The following is a 14686-nucleotide window of genomic DNA, read 5'->3' as shown; positions in this document are numbered from 1 at the left end:
GTTGGGTGATGCGCGGATGCGCCTAGAACATGTGGCGCATGCCGAACTCGGCACCGCTGGAGGCGCGGTTCGGCAGCGTGGTGGCGCCCGATAGCGCCTGCGTGGCGCCGTTCCGGTTGCTGATGCGCGCGATGGTCGCGTACAGCGCGGTGCGCTTCGAGAGGTTGTGCACGTAGCCGATGGCCAGCTTCGACGACGTGGGGTTCAACAGCGCGCCGGCCGGCTGCAGCTTGTAGCGCGCATACGAGCCCTTGATCTCGCCGGGGCCGATGGGCAGGTGGAAGCCGATGAGCGCCCCCTTGCCATCGGTCGCGCCCTTCGACTCGGTGTACAGCTCGCTCGTGAGCTTGAGGTTCATGAGCGACGGCCCGAAGGTGTAGGAGGCACCGAGGTTGGTCACGCGCAGGTCGCCGCTGGCGTAGCGGGTGCGGCCGGTGGCAATGGCCACGTTGAACCCGCCGCCCTGGTAGCCGAAGCGCAGGCCCGTGTGGTCGCCGTCGTGCCGGTTCGACACCAGCGTGCCCGGCAGCACCGAGGTGGAGTCGTTCTCGCCCATCGCGTACATGACCTGGCCGTAGAAGCCGCCCAGCTCGGCCGGCAGCAGGTAGCCCACGCTGTTCGATGCGCGCGTGCCCGTGGGGGCCACGAGGCCGCCCAGGCCCGAAAAATAGATCTGGTTGGCGCCGATGCCGCTGCCCGTGCCGAAGGGATCGAAGATCGCCGTGTTCCAGAACGCCGGCACGTAGTCGCGGCCCAGGCGGACTTCGCCGAACGGGCCGGCCAGGCTCACCGTCGAGCGGCGGTTGAAGCTGAGCGAGCCGGCGGGGCCGTTGCCGCTGGCCTGGTTGTTCGAGTTCGACGGAAAGCCGGTGCCGGTGTCGTTCTGCAGCCCCATCTCGAGCCAGAAGTTGGCCGACAGCCCGCCACCCAGGTCTTCGGTGCCGCGAAAGCCGAAGCGGCTGAACATGTTGCCGCTGTTGCTCAACTGCAGCTTGCTGCCCGAACCGGCGCCGCTGCCGCGCGTGTAGGTGACGGCCGCATCGACCACGCCGAAGAGCGTGAGGGAAGACTGGGCCAGCGCTCCGCCAGCCGTGCTGGCCGCAGCCAGCGCGATCAAGTAACTTTTCATGGATGTCTCGGTTGGCTTTTTTTTCTTGCCGTCGGGTGTGAAGGCCTCAGATGTCCAGCACCAGCCGCTCGCCCTTGCAGCGAGAGACGCAGATCATCATGGTCTTGTTCGACGCACGTTCGATCTTGGTGAGGATGCCGTCGTGGTGCTCGACTTCGCCTTCGAGAACCGCTGTTTCACAGGCGCCGCACACGCCTTCCTTGCAGCTGTGGTCGGGGTTGAGCCCCGCGTCGATCAGGCTGTCGAGAATCGACTTGCCGGCCGGTACCTCGACGCTCTTGCCGCTTTTGGCGCACTGCACGACACAGCCCTGCGTGGCGCTCGGCGCTTCGACGTGCACGGCGGCAAAGCGCTCGATGTGCGCGTTGGCATAGCCGAGCTGCTCGCAGCTTTTCTCGAAGGCATCGAGCATCGGCGTGGGGCCGCAGCAGTAGTAGTGGCTGGCCGCGCCCTTGCCGGCCAGCAGCTTCGCGAGGTCAGGCGGTGCGCCCTTCTCGTCGTCGAAGTGCCAGGTGATCTGCACCGACTTTTCAGCGGCCAGCGCTTCGATGGCATCGCAGAAGGCGGCTTCTTTGCGGGTGCGTGCGCAGTAGAGAATTTCGACCGGCTTTCCGACCGCCACGAGCCGCTGCAGCATGCACCAGATGGGCGTCACGCCGATGCCGCCAGCCACGAGCACCGAGCGGTCGGCCCCCTCTTCCAGCTTGAAGTTGTTGCGCGGCGCCGAGATCGGCAGCATCATGCCCACGCGCAACTGCTGGTGTACGTAGCGCGAGCCGCCCCGGCTCTTGCGGTCGTTGAGCACGCCGACCACGTAGCGCTGCCGGTCGCTGGCCGGATTGCACAGCGAGTAGCTGCGCACCAGCCCGTTGGGCAGGTGCAGGTCGATGTGGGAGCCGGCCTCGAAGGCCGGAAAGTCCACGGCGGGCGTGGCCGGCCGGAACTCGACGCTCACGATGCCGTCAGCCTCGTAGCGCATGGTGTGCACGAGGGCGTTGAGCGTGGGAGAAGACATGGCGATCGCTTCCCCGATCAGGCCGTGGCGGCCTCGGCCGCCTTGGACGCTTCGGCCAGCTGCGCCTGCGCCAGGTTGCGCATGTGGCGGCGCAGGCGAACGATGCCCAGGTCGTGCTGGTAGAGGTTCTCGTGCTGGTTGGCGTCGGCCTCCATCTCTTCGAGCATCACGCGGTCTTGCTCCAGCACATGCCAGTGGCGTGCCTCCAGGCGGTTCTTGTAGAGAAAGCGCCAGGTGTCGCGCTGCCAGCCCGGCTGCAGCTTGCGCACGCGCCAGAAGAAGGTGGCCGTCATGCCCTTCACGATGGGCGAGAAGGCGCCGATGATGATGAAGTTGCCGCCGGGGCCGCCCGTCTTCGGGTACGGAATTTCGAGCCGCATCCAGTGGATGCCGGTGTCGGCCCACTCGGTCCAGTCGAAGTTGACGTTGCGCTGGCCTTCCTTCTCGAACACGAAGCCGATATCGGTCGCACGGATGCCGAACTTGGCGCTGGAGTCGCCCTCGGCCATCGAATGCGACTGCTTGTGCAGGTACGTGCCGTGCATCGGGTCCATCACGTTGTCGAGCACATAGCGGTAGTCGCCCTTCCACTCGGTGTAGCAAAGGAAGCTGCTGTACTCGGCGTCGTCCGTCAGTTGCTCGGGCAGCACCAGCGGCGGCGGTGTGTCCACGGACTCCTTCGAGTTGTAGAGAAACACCGCACCCGCGCGCTCCTGCACATGAAAGTGCCGCGTGGCCTGCGAGCCTTCGAGCTTGCAACCCGGGCTGCCGGGCACGCGCGTGACGACGCCGTCATGCCGCACCTCGACGCCGTGGTACGGGCACGAGAGCCGGTCGCCCAGGATCACGCCCTGCGACAGCGGCGCGCCACGATGCGGGCAGCGGTCTTCCAGCGCATGCAGCACGCCTTCGCCGTCGCGCCACAGCGCAAGCTTGCGGCCCAGGCGGCGCAGGGAGACGGGGTTCTCCTTGATGAAGTGCGAAGGGCAGATGGGGTACCAGAGGTCTTTCAGTCCGATCTCCAGAAGGTGATCGACCGGGTCTGCGGGAACGGGTTGGATGGCGATGGTCATGATGGATTCCTCTCAGGCGGCCAGCGCGGCCATCTCCTTGCGGTACAGCGCCTCGGTCCAGGGCTGACCGCCGGGCGTGGCCAGGCCGCTGTCGTTCAGGCGTTGCACCAGGGCGGCCAGGTCGTGGATGCCATCGGCGAAGGCGCGTTCGATCACGTCGCCCAGCAGGTCTTCGTAGGTGGTCGCGGGGCGCTGGCGCGCCTGGTGCGGTTGGAGATAGCGGTCTTGTTGCATCGTGTGCCTCCGTGGGGTGAGGTGAAATGGAATCAGGCGGTGGCGGCGTTCGCCCTGGCGGGCGCGCCGAGCGGCACGGCCCAGGCGTCGTAGCCGTAGACCCAGTCGGCGTTGCCGCCTTCGCGCAGCCAGTTGTTGCCGCGCGAGCCGAGCTGCACCTGGCTCGCACGCTCGATGCGGGCCTGCTCGTAGCGCTGGAGTGCATCGGCTGCATCGACCGCATTGGCTATTGCGACACCTTCGAGATGGCGCGACAGCACGACCGCGTCTTCGATCGCCATGCCCGCGCCCTGCGCCATGAACGGCAGCATCGGGTGCGCGGCATCGCCCAGCAGCGCCATGCGGCCGACGGCCCAGGCGGGCATCGGATCGCGCTCGTACAGCGCGGTCTTGAGCACCGTGTCGCAGGCGTCGAGCAGCGCGCGTGCCTCGGGGTGGTAGGCCACGTACTGCTCGCGCAGTTCGTCGACGCTGCCCGGCGCGGTCCACGACTCGAGGTGCCAGCTGTCTTGCGGCGTGGTGGCGAAGATGAAGATGTCCTTGCCGCGATTGAGCGGGAAGGTGACGATCTGGCTCTGCGGGTTCGGGCCCCACCACTTGGTGAAGGCGCCCAGGTTGGGCACGCCGGCCACGCGCTCCGCGGGCACCACGGCGCGGTAGGCCACGATGCCGGTGAAGCGCGGGCTCTCGGCGCCGAACATCGCGGTGCGCACGCACGAGTGGATGCCGTCGGCGCCCAGCAGCACGCCGACGCGGGCGCTGGTGCCATCGGCGAACGAGAGGCTCACGCCCTTGTCGTCCGCCGCGATCTTCTCCGCGCGCTTGCCGAGCGCGACCTGCCCGGCCGGGAACATGTCGGCCAATGCAGCCAGCAGGTCGGCGCGGTGGATGGTGAGCTGCGGCGCGCCGTAGCGCTGCTCCGCCGAGTCGGCCATTTCGAGGCGCGAGGTTTCCTCGCCGGTGTCGTAGGTGCGGCTGATGCGGTGCGACGGGCGCGCCGCCGTCACGCGGGCCGCCTCGCCCACGCCGAGGCCGTCGAGCGCGCGCACGGCATTGGGCGTGAGGTTGATGTCGGCACCGACGCGGGCGAACTGCTTCGCCTGTTCGAACACGACCACGTCGTGGCCCGCGCGCCGCAACGCGATGGCTGCCACGAGGCCGCCGATGCCCGCGCCGACGATGCCGATGGTGGATTCGCTGGTCTTCATGGGTAGTCTCCTCCCTGTCGTGGTTGCCGGCGCTTACTCGGCGACGATGTTGCGGGCCTTGATGATCTTGGCCCACACGGCCGTCTCATCGTGGATGTAGGCGGTGAACTCGGCGGGCTTCATGGCCGCATCGGTCATGCCCTGCAGCTTGAGGCGTTCGCGCATGTCGGGCTGCGCGAGCATGTCGGCCGCGTCCTTCGCGAGCTGCTCGACCACGGCGGGCGGCGTGCCCTTCGGCGCCATCAGGCCGTACCACGAGGTCACGGTCACGCCCTGGATGCCCTGCTCCGCCAGCGTGGGAATGTCGGGCGCGGCGGCGCTGCGCTTGGCCTCGGTCACGCCGATGGCGACCAGCTTGCCCTGCTTGAGGAACGGCAGCGTCGCGGGCAGGTTGCTGAACATCAGCGGCACCGAGCCACCGAGCACGTCGTTCAGCGCGGGCGGCGTGCCCTTGTAGGGCACGTGCAGCATGTCGATGCCGGCCTGCTGCTTGAACAGCTCGCCCGCCAGGTGCAGGCCGCTGCCCACGCCCGGCGAGGCATACGACAGCGTGTTGGGCTTGGCCTTGGCCTTCGCCACCAGGTCCTTCGCGTTCTTGATGCCCGACGCCGGCGAGGCCACCAGCACGTTGGGTGCCTTGGCCAGCATGGTGACGGGCACGAAGTCCTTGTCCATGTTGAACGGAAAGTTCGGCATCAGCGTCGGGTTGATGGTCACGTTGCCCGCAGGAATCACCAGCAGCGTGTGGCCGTCGCCCTTGGCGCGCTTGACCTTCTCCATGCCGATGTTGCCGGCCGCGCCGACCTGGTTGTCGACCACGGCCGGCTGGCCATAGCGCCGGGCCAGGCCGTCCGACAGGATGCGCGCCAACGTGTCGACCGGCCCGCCGGGCGGGAACGGCGAAATGATGGTGAAGCGCTCGCTGGCCAGTTGCTTCTGGGCATCGCTTTGCTGCGCATGCGCGGTCGTGCCGAGCGTGAACGCCGCAAGCGCGGCAAACAGGAGAGAGAAAGAAAGACGTTGTTGCATGACGGATCGAGGGACTTATTTCTTTTCGGTAAGGAACGCGCCTTTCGGGCCTTCGGCGTTCTTCTGGCGGCGGGTGTTGCCATCGAGGCCGCCATCGACGGCCCATTCGGCGAACACCGTCGGGCCGGGTTCGAACTCGCGCGGCTGCCAGTCGGCGGTGAGCTGGTCTTCGTCGGCGTAGTACTCGATGAGGCCGCCGGCCGGGTTCTTGAAGTACCAGAAGTACGCCGACGACACCGGGTGGCGGCCCGGGCCGAGCTGCGTTTCCCAGCCGCGGCGCGAGAAGTGCAGGCCACCGCCGAAGACCTCGTGGATGTCGCGCACGGTGAAGGCCACGTGGTTCAGCCCGCGCTTGCCCGAGGGAATCTGCAGCAGGAACAGGTCGTGGTGGCCGCCCTCGGCCGCGCAGCGCATGAAGGCGCCGCGGTTCGGGTAGCTGTCGGACGCGATGAAGCCGAAGCGCTCGGCATAGAAAGCACTGGTGCTTTTCACGTCGTTGACGAAGAACACCACATGGCCGACTTCGATGGGCGTCGCGTGGTCGTAGATCGGCGCGGCCTGGTTGATGCGCGGCTTGGCGTTCCAGGTGTTCATGGCGCCGCAATCGACGTCGACGGCGTGCTTGCGGCTGACCTGCAGACGCACGGCGAGGCCGTTGGGGTCGATGCAGCCGATGCGGCGCGCGCCATCGACCGTGCTGTCGAAGAAGCCTGTGTCGTGTGCGATGGCGGCGGCGTAGCGGTCGAGGTCCGCATCGCTTTCGACGCCCCACACCACTTCGCGCAGCGTCGGGCCTTCTTCCATTGCGGGCGGCAGGCCCGGCTTGTCCAATGCTGCGACGACCACCTTGCAGCCGTTGAGGCATTCAAAGACGAGTTCGTCGGTCGCTTCCGACTTCAGCGCGAGGCCCCAGTCTTCGAAGAAGCGGCGGCAGGTGGGCAGGTCGTCTGCCCCGTAGGTGATCTGGTCGATGCCGAGAACGCTCATGGTGGTGTCCTGTTCAGTTCGCCCACGGGAGCGGTTGTTCATTCGTGCCCCAGTACATGCTCTTCTGCTCCATGTACTGGAAGATGCCCTCGCGGCCCTTCTCGCGGCCCAGGCCACTGTCGCGCCAGCCACCGAAGGGCGTGGAGACCGAGAACTGCTTGTAGGTATTGACCCAGACCGTGCCGGCCTGCACCGCGCGGCCGAGCTTCCAGGCGCGCTTGAAGTCGCGGCTCCACACGCCGGCTGCCAGCGCATACACGCTGTCGTTGGCCTGGGCGATCAGCGAGGCTTCGTCGTCGAAAGGCATCGCGACCAGCACCGGGCCGAAGATCTCTTCCTGGCTGATGCGCGCGCTGTTGTCCAGGCCTTCGATGATGGTCGGCTTGTAGAAGTAGCCACGGTCATAGCCGTCGCCGTGCGGGCGTACGCCGCCCGTGCGAATCCGGCCGCCTTCGGACACGCCGAGGTCCACGTAGCGCTCGATGCCCTCGCGGTGCTTGGCCGTGATGAGCGGGCCCATCTGCGTGCGCTCCGAAGCCGGGTCGCCCACGCGCAGTGCGTTGGCGCCTTCGGCCAGCCGCGTGAGGAACTCGTCGTAGATGCCGCGCGCCACGAACAGGCGCGAGCCCGCGATGCACGACTCGCCCGACGAACTGAAGATGCCGTAGAGCACGCCGTTCACCGCATGGTCGAGGTCGGCATCGTCCAGCACCATGGTCGGCGACTTGCCGCCCAGCTCCAGCGACACCGGCATCATCTTGTCGGCCGCGATGTGGGCGATGTGCTTGCCGGTGGTGGTGCCACCGGTGAACGACACGCGCTTGACCAGCGGGTGCTTGGTGATCGCGTCGCCGATCACCGAGCCCTTGCCCGGCAGCACGCTGACGATGCCCTTGGGCACGCCGGCCTTCTCGCAGATGCGCGCGAGTTCCAGCGCCATGAGCGGCGTCACTTCGGCGGGCTTGACGACCACCGCGTTGCCGGCCGCCAGCGCGGGTGCGAGCTTCTGCGCTTCGCTCGCAATCGGCGAGTTCCACGGTGTGATCGCGGCGACCACGCCCATGGGCTCGTGCACGCTCATCGTGACGAACGCGCCGCGCGACGGGGTGATGGTTTCTTCGAGCGTCTCCAGCGCGGCGGCGAAGAACTGGAAGGTGCCCGCAGCGCTCGCCACGAGGTTGCGCGTTTCGTTGATGGGCTTGCCGTTGTCCAGGCGCTGCTTCTGCGCGAGCGATTCGCTTTCTTCGCGGATCAGTTGCGCCACGCGGTGCAGCACGGCCGCGCGTTCGTGCGGCAGGCGCTGCGCCCAGCCGCTGGTGCGGAAGGCGTGGTCGGCGCGTGTGATGGCCTCCTCGACATCGGCAAGGCTCGCGGCCTTCAGGCGCGCGATGGGCTCGCCCGTGGCCGGGTAGAGGCTTTCATACACATCGCCGCCGCCCAGGCGCCATTCGCCGGCAATGCAGATCGGAAGAAGTTCGGAAGAAATCATGGTGGTGAAAAAAGCAGCTCAGATGACCAGGGCCGCGGCCCGGTTGCGCAGGGCACGCACCGCGCTGTAGACGGTGAGCGCAGAGGTCTTGGGGTTGGCCGCGAGCGGCTTGTTGCGCATGGTCAGCGCGAAGCTGCCGAAGGCGCCCTCGGCTTCGACCGTGTGCACGTTCTCGGCGGTGGCGGGGTCGGCGATCAGGCGCACCAGCGTCTTGTCGAGGCCGAGGCCCGCCAGCGACACGGTGGCCGCGACGTTCGCGTTCTTCGGGTACAGCAAGGCGGCTTCGCGCGCGCTGCCTTCGAAGATCACGGTTTCGTGCGCCAGCGCATCGAGGTCGCGGCCCTGCTCGGCCGGCGTGCCCTTCCAGGCCTTCGGCGGCTTGCGGCCGGTGTAGCGCACGCTGTCGAGGCCGCCGATGCGGGCGGCGGCGAGCGCATCGATGCCGCCGATGGCGCCGGGGATCAACTGCACCTGCGTGCGGCCCGCGACGGCGGCGGCTTCGAGCTTTTCGGCAAGCCCTGTGGCCGACAGCGCGCCGACCGAGGCAACCACGCAAGGCGTGCCGCGCGCGAGCGCTGGCAGCACATGCTCTTCGATGGCCGCGTGGCCGGCCGTCTCGACCACGAGGTCGATGCCGGCGACGGGCACCGCGCTCAGGACCTGCGCGCCAGGCACGGCCTGCTGTGCGGCGGCGATGCCTTCGGCGGGCACGACGATGACCGTCACCCGGAGGGCCGGATCGCCCCGGAGCAGTTCGAGCACGGCGGTGCCGATGGCGCCGCAGCCGACAAGTGCGATGCGTGTGATGGCGGTCATGGAAGAGGCCTTGCGCGCTGTCACTTGGCCGTGCCGAGCGCAGGGATCTGCGTGACCGTGTTCGTCGGCGGGCCGGCAAAGCTGGTCTTGAAGCCACCGATGGAGAGCATGTCGATCTCCAGCAGGAACGGGCCGTCGGTGGACAGTGCCTCGCCCAGCCGCGCCGGCAGGTCGGCCAGGTCTTTCACGCAAGCGTGCGGCAGCGCGATCGACTTGCACAGCAGGTCGTAGTCGGGCGTATGCAGCTCGGCGTAGCACTGGCGGCCGCCGTATTGCGCGTCCTGGATGTTCTTGATGACGCCATAGCTCTTGTCGTTCATGAGCACGATCACCATGGGCGCCTTCTCCTGCACCATGCAGGCCAGTTCGCCCAGGTTCAGGATGAAGCCGCCGTCGCCGGCCAGGCAGAAGGTCTTGCGGCCCGAGCCGGTGACTGCCGCGCCGATGGCCGCACCGATCGCCATCGGCATGCCCTGCCCGATGCCGCCGCCCGTGGCATGCACGCCGGCGCTGGGCTCGAAGATGCGCAACTCGCGGTTGCCCCAGGTGCTGTTGGAGACGGTGACGTCGCGCACCCAGTTGAAATTGCGGCCCGCTGCCGACTGGATGCGGCGCACGAGTTCGGCGTACGGGCCGAGGCCGTCGCGCAGCGTTGCCACGGCCTGGTCGTGCGCAGCGCGCAGATCGACCAGCAGTTGCGCGTCGGCGCAGTAGCCCGTTGCCTCGAGGCGATCCGCCAGGCCTTCGAGCGCGAGCGCCGAGTCGCCGCAGACGAACGCTTCGGAGGCGTAGCAGCGGCCTTCAACGGCGGCATCGGCGTCGATGCGGTACAGCGGGCGCGGCAGCTTCAGTTCGTACTTGAGCGTTTCGTTGCCGCGCAGGCGCGAGCCCACCACCAGCATCGCGTCGCAGGTCTGATAGAAGGCCTCGACCGGCTTCTGGATGTTGTAGGCGCCGAGCGAGCCGGCATCGTCTTCGGGCACGGTGCCACGGCCCTGCGTGGTGGTGACCACGCCGAAGCCGAGCTTCTGCAGGCGCTGGATCGCACTGCGGGCGTGGCGTGCACCGCCACCGATCCACAGCAGCGGGCGCTTGGCGGTCGCCAGGCGCGCGGCCAGCGCGTCGAGCGCGGCGGCCGATGGCACAGGCCGCTCGATGGGCAGCGGCGACAGGTCGGCGGGCATCGTCATGAGCGCCGACTGGATGTCGATCGGGATCTCCACGCTCACCGGACCGGTGGGCGCCGTCAGCGCAAGCTGCACCGCGCGCTTGAGCGTGCCGAGCGCCGTCTCCACGCTGCGCACGCGCAGCGCCGCCTTCGACACCGCCTTGAGCATGGTGAGCTGGTCGGGTGCCTCGTGGATGTACGACATGCCCTTGTCGAGGTACGGCGTCTCGATCTGCCCGGTGATGTGCAACAGCGGTGCGCCGGCGGTCAGCGCCTCGACCAGGCTGCCCGCGATGTTGCCCGCGGCCGGGCCTGTGCTGGTGATGCACACGCCCAGGCTGGCGGTGGAGCGCGCATAGGCGTCGGCCATGTTGCCCGCGCCCGCCTCGCCGCGCGAGGAGATGAAGCGAACCATGCCGCGCTGCGCGAAGGCATCGAGGATCGGCATGTTGTGGATCGAGATCACGCCGAACGCCGCCTTGACGCCGCACTGCTCGAGAAAGGCCGCGACGACCGCGCCGACCGTGACCGTGTTGTTGTTCGTGGGTTCATGCATGGCGCGACAGGCCTCCGGAGATATCGATGTGACTGCCCGTCGTGTAGGACGCGAGGGGCGAAGCGAGGAAAAGGATCGCGCGTGCGGCTTCGGTCGGAAGCCCCAGGCGACCCAGCGGGATGTGTTTGTTCTGCGCGAGCTGGCCGCTCCAGGCGGCCCAGTCCTGCGATTTGTCTTCGCGCGCCTCGAAGCGGCGGCGCCACTGGCCCGACTCGACCAGCCCGATCAGGATGCCATTGACGCGCACGCCCTGCGGCGCGAACTCGGTGGCCATCGAACGCACGAGGTTCAACAGGCCCGCGCGTGCGGCCGAGGTGGCGACCATGTGCGGCTCGGGCTGGCGCGCCAGCAACGAGTTGGCGCAGACGATGGCGGCATCGCCGAGCGCTGCGCGCTGCGCCGCGAGCTGCGGCAGGAAGGCGCGCGTGGGGTTGATGACGGAGAAGAACTTCAGGTTCAGCTCTTCGGTCCAGGCCGCGTCGTCGGTGTTGGCGAAGGTCGAGACGCGGCCCTGCCCTGCGTTGTTGACGAGCATCGAGGCCGGGCCGAGCGCGGCCTCGCTGGCGGCCGCGAAGGCCCTGACCGATGCGCCGTCGAGCACATCGCAAGGCTGTGCGAAGAGCTTCGCACCGGGATGCCGCGCGCTCAGGTCCGACACGGCGTCGTCCAGCCGTTCGGCATTGCGGCCGCACAGGGCGACCGAGGCGCCGCAGCCGAGCAGCAGCTCGACGGTCGCGAGGCCGATGCCCGACGAACCGCCCGTGACCACGGCCACGCGGCCGGCCAGCGCATCGGCGGCAAAGAAGGAAGAAGGTGCGTGCATCGTCATGACCTTCAGGCGCTGCGAAGCGGCACCACCTTGCTGGCGCGTGCAGGCGAATAGTTCAGCAGGCCCGAGATTTCCTCGGCCGTGCTGCGCACGCGCAGCACCATCTCGTCCATGCGGTTTTCTTCGATGTGGCCCGAGGTGATGGTTGCGCCCAGCGCCGCCACGATGTGGCCGCTGTGGTCGCGCACCGGCGCGGCGATGCTGGAGATGTTCGACTCGAAGAAGCCTTCGCCCAGCACATAGCCGCGCGAGCGGTCGGCCTGCACCATGTCGAAGAGTTCGTTCACGGTCTTGGGCGTGCTCGGCGAGAAGGTCTCGAGCTTGTCTTCGGGGTAGAGCGCGCGCAATTGCGGCAGCGTGAGGTCTTCGAGCAGCACGCGGCCCAGCACCGTGGCGTGGGCCGGCAGGCGCGTGCCCACGGTGACAGAGCTGGCGAACGGCGTGGGCGGCGCGACCTTGGCGACGTAGACGATCGAGCGGCCGTCGCGCACCACGAGGTTGCAGGGCGTGCGCAGTTCGTCGCACAGGCGGTTAAGCAGCGGCGTGCCGAGCTGCGTGAGCTCGAGCGACGCCAGGTACTCGAAGCCCAGGCGCAGCACCGCAAGGCCGAGCCGGTAGTCGCGGCCGCCTTCGGCGCGTTCCAGAAAGCCCATGTTCTCCAGCGTGGTGAGCAGGCGGAACACGGTCGAGCGCGGCAGGTCGAAGCGGCGCGCCAGCTCGGGCGCGGAGAGCGTGCGGCTTTCGCGGCTGAACTCGCACAGCACGCGCAGGCCGCGCTCGAGCGCGGGCACGTTGTAGCGGTCGGCGCCCTCTTCCATCACTTCGTTGTCGTTGGCCATGATCGTTGGTTGTTGGGGTTGGTTGTTCCGGGTACCCGGTCAGGCGGCGAGCGCTTCGCGCAGCAGCGCGGCAACGGCCTGCGGCTGTTCCACGTAGCTGGCGTGGCCCGCGCCTTCGATGGGTTCGAGCGCCACCCCGCAGCGTTGCGCGACCTGGGTGCAGGCCTCCGGCGTGGTGACGACATCGAGCGTGCCACAGGCCACGCGCACCGGCATGGCGGGCGGCAGGTCGGCCAGCAGGTCGCCGTTGCACAGCAGCTCGACGGCCTGGCGGTAGCCGCCGTCGTTCAGGCGCGCCATGTTCCAGCGCACCCATTGGCGCGCGAGTTCGCTGGCGCCATCGGCCACGAGGCGGCCCGAGCGTTTCGCGGCCATGCCGGCGATGCCCAGTTCGTCGAGCGTGGCAAGCCGCTCGGCATGCACCTTGGCGCGGGCTTCGGCGCGCGACGGGGCACCGTAGCCGGCGGCCGGGCTGATGAGCACGAGGCGGCGGATGCGCGAAGCCAAAGCCGAGCCGCCGCGCGCGGCAGCGCCGGCGGTGAGCGCGCCGAGCGAATGGCCGACGAGCACGCACGATGGCACGTCGAGCGCATCGAGCAGGGCATGCAGCCGCCCGGCGTAGTCGGCTGCAGTTGGCGTGGTGGACGCGAGCGGCGTCGATGCACCGTAGCCCGGTGCATCCCACGCGATCAGGCGGGCCTGCGGTGCAAGCAGCAACGCGACGTTGAGCCACGAGGCCGCGCCCGAGCCGATGCCGTGCAGGCACACGATCGCCGGGCCCGTGCCGCGCTCGCGCACCGACACCACGGCGCCGCCGCCGACCGGCACCGAGCGCGCCGGAAAAAGTGCGTCGAGCAGCGCCAGCTCGGAAGCGGGCAGCGCCTGTGCGTCGGTGGCCATCGCGTCGCTCATGCCGGGCTCAGCGCTTGATCTTGGCGAGCGGGTGATCGGCCGGATAGGTCGGCGTCACGGGCTTCTTGGCGCCGAGCATCACGCACATCAGCGCGTCTTCGTCGCCGATGTTGATCTCTTCGCGGTACACGCCCGGCGGCACCGAGATGAGGTCGCGGTCGGTCATGATGGTTTCGAAGCGCTCGCCGTCCTTCTCGATCACGACCTTCAGCTTGCCGCGGATCAGGAAGAACACTTCTTCCACGTCGGTGTGCAGGTGCGGCGGGCCTTCATGGCCGGCCGGGATCACCATGGTGGAGAAGGTGAAGTGCTCGGCGGGCACGGTGTTGACGTCTTTCGCCACGCCGGTGCCGCCGGTGCCCACGTAGCGCATCTGCGCGCGGCGGAACTTGGGGTCGAAGTCGGCCTGGAACTTCAGCGCGTCCCAGTCGTACTTGCGGGTTTCGTAGCGCGCGATGCGGGTGTTCATCCACTCGGCAAGGCTGCTGCCCTCGGGCTGCGCCAGCGTGGTGCCAGCCGCATCGTTGATCTTCTGCTGTTCGGACAAATCGCTCATGGGGGTCACTCCTTCGTCGGAAAAATTCGTTCAGTGCATGACAAAGCCGCCGTTGACGGCCAGCAGCTGGCCCGTCACGAAGCGTGCGAGGCCGGAAAGCAGGTACAGCGCGGCGCCGCACACGTCGGCGGCCTGCTGCTCGCGCGGAATGGCGCGGCCTTCGAGGTATTTCTGGTGGCGCGCCATCGGCACGTACTCGGTGGCCTCGACCAGCGTGAGGCCCGGTGCCACGGCGTTGACGGTGATGTGGTCGCCGCCCCATTCGCGCGCCAGCGAGCGCGTCATGGAAACGACGGCGCCCTTGCTCGACGCATAGGCCAGCAGGTTGGGCGCGCCCCAGAGCGCGGTGTCGGAAGCCAGGTTGACGACCGCGCCACGGCCGCTTGCCGCGAGTGCCGGCCGGCAGGCGCGGCCCATGAGCCAGCTGCCGCGCACGTTGACGTTCATCACGCGGTCCCACGTGTCGATGTCGAGCTGGTGCGCATCGCGGCCACCCGAGTTGGTGATGGCGGCGTTGTTGACGAGGCCGTCGAGGCCGCCGAGCAGGCGGATCGCTTCGCCGGCGCAAGCGTCGATGGACGCGGGGTCCGCCAGGTCGACGGTCAGCGCGTGCGCCTTGTGGCCGGCTTCACGCAGCGCCTTCGCCTCGGTCTCGGCCAGCTCGCCGAGGATGTCGGCCAACACCACGCTGGCGCCTGCCGCGGCGATGCACTGCGCGAACGCAAGGCCCAGGCCGCGCGCGCCACCGGTCACGAGGACGCGGCGGCCGGCCAGCAGGTTGGCGGGCAGTTCGGCCAGCAGCGACTGCAGACTCGAAGGATCGGGAATGGCTTTGAGTTCGGACAT

Annotated in this window: 15 protein-coding genes; all 15 read right to left on the bottom strand. The window is 68.6% G+C overall.

From position 1 onward, the window contains the following. Positions 1-22 precede the first annotated feature (22 nt). From ACGLHS_RS12705 to ACGLHS_RS12635, 15 genes are read right to left on the bottom strand one after another with little or no spacing between them, the layout of a single operon-like run. Entirely contained in the window at positions 23-1129 is a 1107-nt protein-coding gene (locus ACGLHS_RS12705) for a porin (protein ID WP_093246896.1), read from the bottom strand. 46 nt (positions 1130-1175) lie between these two features. Then, positions 1176-2144 (bottom strand): PDR/VanB family oxidoreductase, encoded by a 969-nt coding sequence (locus tag ACGLHS_RS12700; protein WP_394480105.1) that lies wholly within the window; start codon positions 2142-2144, stop codon positions 1176-1178. 17 nt (positions 2145-2161) lie between these two features. After that, positions 2162-3217, bottom strand: coding sequence for a Rieske 2Fe-2S domain-containing protein (locus tag ACGLHS_RS12695; RefSeq protein WP_394480102.1), 1056 nt, complete (start codon positions 3215-3217; stop codon positions 2162-2164). A 12-nt stretch (positions 3218-3229) separates the two neighbouring features. Continuing rightward, positions 3230-3451 (bottom strand): recombinase-like helix-turn-helix domain-containing protein, encoded by a 222-nt coding sequence (locus ACGLHS_RS12690; RefSeq protein ID WP_093246893.1) that lies wholly within the window; start codon positions 3449-3451, stop codon positions 3230-3232. Between the two features lie 32 nt (positions 3452-3483). Next, entirely contained in the window at positions 3484-4659 is a 1176-nt protein-coding gene (locus ACGLHS_RS12685; protein WP_394480100.1) for an FAD-dependent monooxygenase, read from the bottom strand. Positions 4660-4692: 33 nt separating this feature from the next. Beyond that, positions 4693-5688, bottom strand: coding sequence for a Bug family tripartite tricarboxylate transporter substrate binding protein (locus ACGLHS_RS12680; protein ID WP_394480098.1), 996 nt, complete (start codon positions 5686-5688; stop codon positions 4693-4695). A gap of 15 nt (positions 5689-5703) precedes the next feature. Further along, complete coding sequence (locus ACGLHS_RS12675; protein WP_394480096.1) at positions 5704-6675, bottom strand: VOC family protein; 972 nt, start codon at positions 6673-6675, stop codon at positions 5704-5706. A gap of 13 nt (positions 6676-6688) precedes the next feature. After that, positions 6689-8164, bottom strand: a complete 1476-nt coding sequence (locus ACGLHS_RS12670; RefSeq protein WP_394480094.1) for an aldehyde dehydrogenase — start codon at positions 8162-8164, stop codon at positions 6689-6691. A gap of 18 nt (positions 8165-8182) precedes the next feature. Continuing rightward, positions 8183-8980, bottom strand: coding sequence for an aspartate dehydrogenase (locus tag ACGLHS_RS12665; protein WP_394480092.1), 798 nt, complete (start codon positions 8978-8980; stop codon positions 8183-8185). A 20-nt stretch (positions 8981-9000) separates the two neighbouring features. Continuing rightward, positions 9001-10704 (bottom strand): thiamine pyrophosphate-binding protein, encoded by a 1704-nt coding sequence (locus tag ACGLHS_RS12660; RefSeq protein WP_394480090.1) that lies wholly within the window; start codon positions 10702-10704, stop codon positions 9001-9003. Next, positions 10697-11533, bottom strand: a complete 837-nt coding sequence (locus ACGLHS_RS12655) for an SDR family oxidoreductase (RefSeq protein WP_394480088.1) — start codon at positions 11531-11533, stop codon at positions 10697-10699. Before ACGLHS_RS12655 ends, ACGLHS_RS12660 begins: the two co-directional genes overlap by 8 nt. A gap of 5 nt (positions 11534-11538) precedes the next feature. Then, entirely contained in the window at positions 11539-12372 is an 834-nt protein-coding gene (locus tag ACGLHS_RS12650; protein WP_093246886.1) for an IclR family transcriptional regulator, read from the bottom strand. 39 nt (positions 12373-12411) lie between these two features. Then, a complete protein-coding gene (locus tag ACGLHS_RS12645; RefSeq protein WP_394480086.1) occupies positions 12412-13284 on the bottom strand; it encodes an alpha/beta fold hydrolase in 873 nt (290 codons plus the stop codon). Between the two features lie 7 nt (positions 13285-13291). Next, the gene (locus ACGLHS_RS12640; protein ID WP_093246884.1) at positions 13292-13840 is read right to left on the bottom strand and encodes a cupin domain-containing protein; all 549 of its coding nucleotides are present in this window, start codon (positions 13838-13840) and stop codon (positions 13292-13294) included. Positions 13841-13870: 30 nt separating this feature from the next. Further along, positions 13871-14686, bottom strand: coding sequence for an SDR family oxidoreductase (locus tag ACGLHS_RS12635; RefSeq protein ID WP_394480084.1), 816 nt, complete (start codon positions 14684-14686; stop codon positions 13871-13873).

The sequence above is a fragment of the Variovorax sp. VaC1 genome, from assembly GCF_043658315.1.
Classification (GTDB): Bacteria; Pseudomonadota; Gammaproteobacteria; order Burkholderiales; family Burkholderiaceae_C; genus Variovorax.
This window is presented reverse-complemented; position numbering and strand designations above follow the sequence as displayed.

Coding starts and splice junctions, on each gene's coding strand:
- ACGLHS_RS12705 (WP_093246896.1), bottom strand. CDS start 1,129: ATGAAAAGTTACTTGATCGCGCTGGCTGCGGCCAGCACGGCTGGCGGA.
- ACGLHS_RS12700 (WP_394480105.1), bottom strand. CDS start 2,144: ATGTCTTCTCCCACGCTCAACGCCCTCGTGCACACCATGCGCTACGAG.
- ACGLHS_RS12695 (WP_394480102.1), bottom strand. CDS start 3,217: ATGACCATCGCCATCCAACCCGTTCCCGCAGACCCGGTCGATCACCTT.
- ACGLHS_RS12690 (WP_093246893.1), bottom strand. CDS start 3,451: ATGCAACAAGACCGCTATCTCCAACCGCACCAGGCGCGCCAGCGCCCC.
- ACGLHS_RS12685 (WP_394480100.1), bottom strand. CDS start 4,659: ATGAAGACCAGCGAATCCACCATCGGCATCGTCGGCGCGGGCATCGGC.
- ACGLHS_RS12680 (WP_394480098.1), bottom strand. CDS start 5,688: ATGCAACAACGTCTTTCTTTCTCTCTCCTGTTTGCCGCGCTTGCGGCG.
- ACGLHS_RS12675 (WP_394480096.1), bottom strand. CDS start 6,675: ATGAGCGTTCTCGGCATCGACCAGATCACCTACGGGGCAGACGACCTG.
- ACGLHS_RS12670 (WP_394480094.1), bottom strand. CDS start 8,164: ATGATTTCTTCCGAACTTCTTCCGATCTGCATTGCCGGCGAATGGCGC.
- ACGLHS_RS12665 (WP_394480092.1), bottom strand. CDS start 8,980: ATGACCGCCATCACACGCATCGCACTTGTCGGCTGCGGCGCCATCGGC.
- ACGLHS_RS12660 (WP_394480090.1), bottom strand. CDS start 10,704: ATGCATGAACCCACGAACAACAACACGGTCACGGTCGGCGCGGTCGTC.
- ACGLHS_RS12655 (WP_394480088.1), bottom strand. CDS start 11,533: ATGACGATGCACGCACCTTCTTCCTTCTTTGCCGCCGATGCGCTGGCC.
- ACGLHS_RS12650 (WP_093246886.1), bottom strand. CDS start 12,372: ATGGCCAACGACAACGAAGTGATGGAAGAGGGCGCCGACCGCTACAAC.
- ACGLHS_RS12645 (WP_394480086.1), bottom strand. CDS start 13,284: ATGAGCGACGCGATGGCCACCGACGCACAGGCGCTGCCCGCTTCCGAG.
- ACGLHS_RS12640 (WP_093246884.1), bottom strand. CDS start 13,840: ATGAGCGATTTGTCCGAACAGCAGAAGATCAACGATGCGGCTGGCACC.
- ACGLHS_RS12635 (WP_394480084.1), bottom strand. CDS start 14,686: ATGTCCGAACTCAAAGCCATTCCCGATCCTTCGAGTCTGCAGTCGCTG.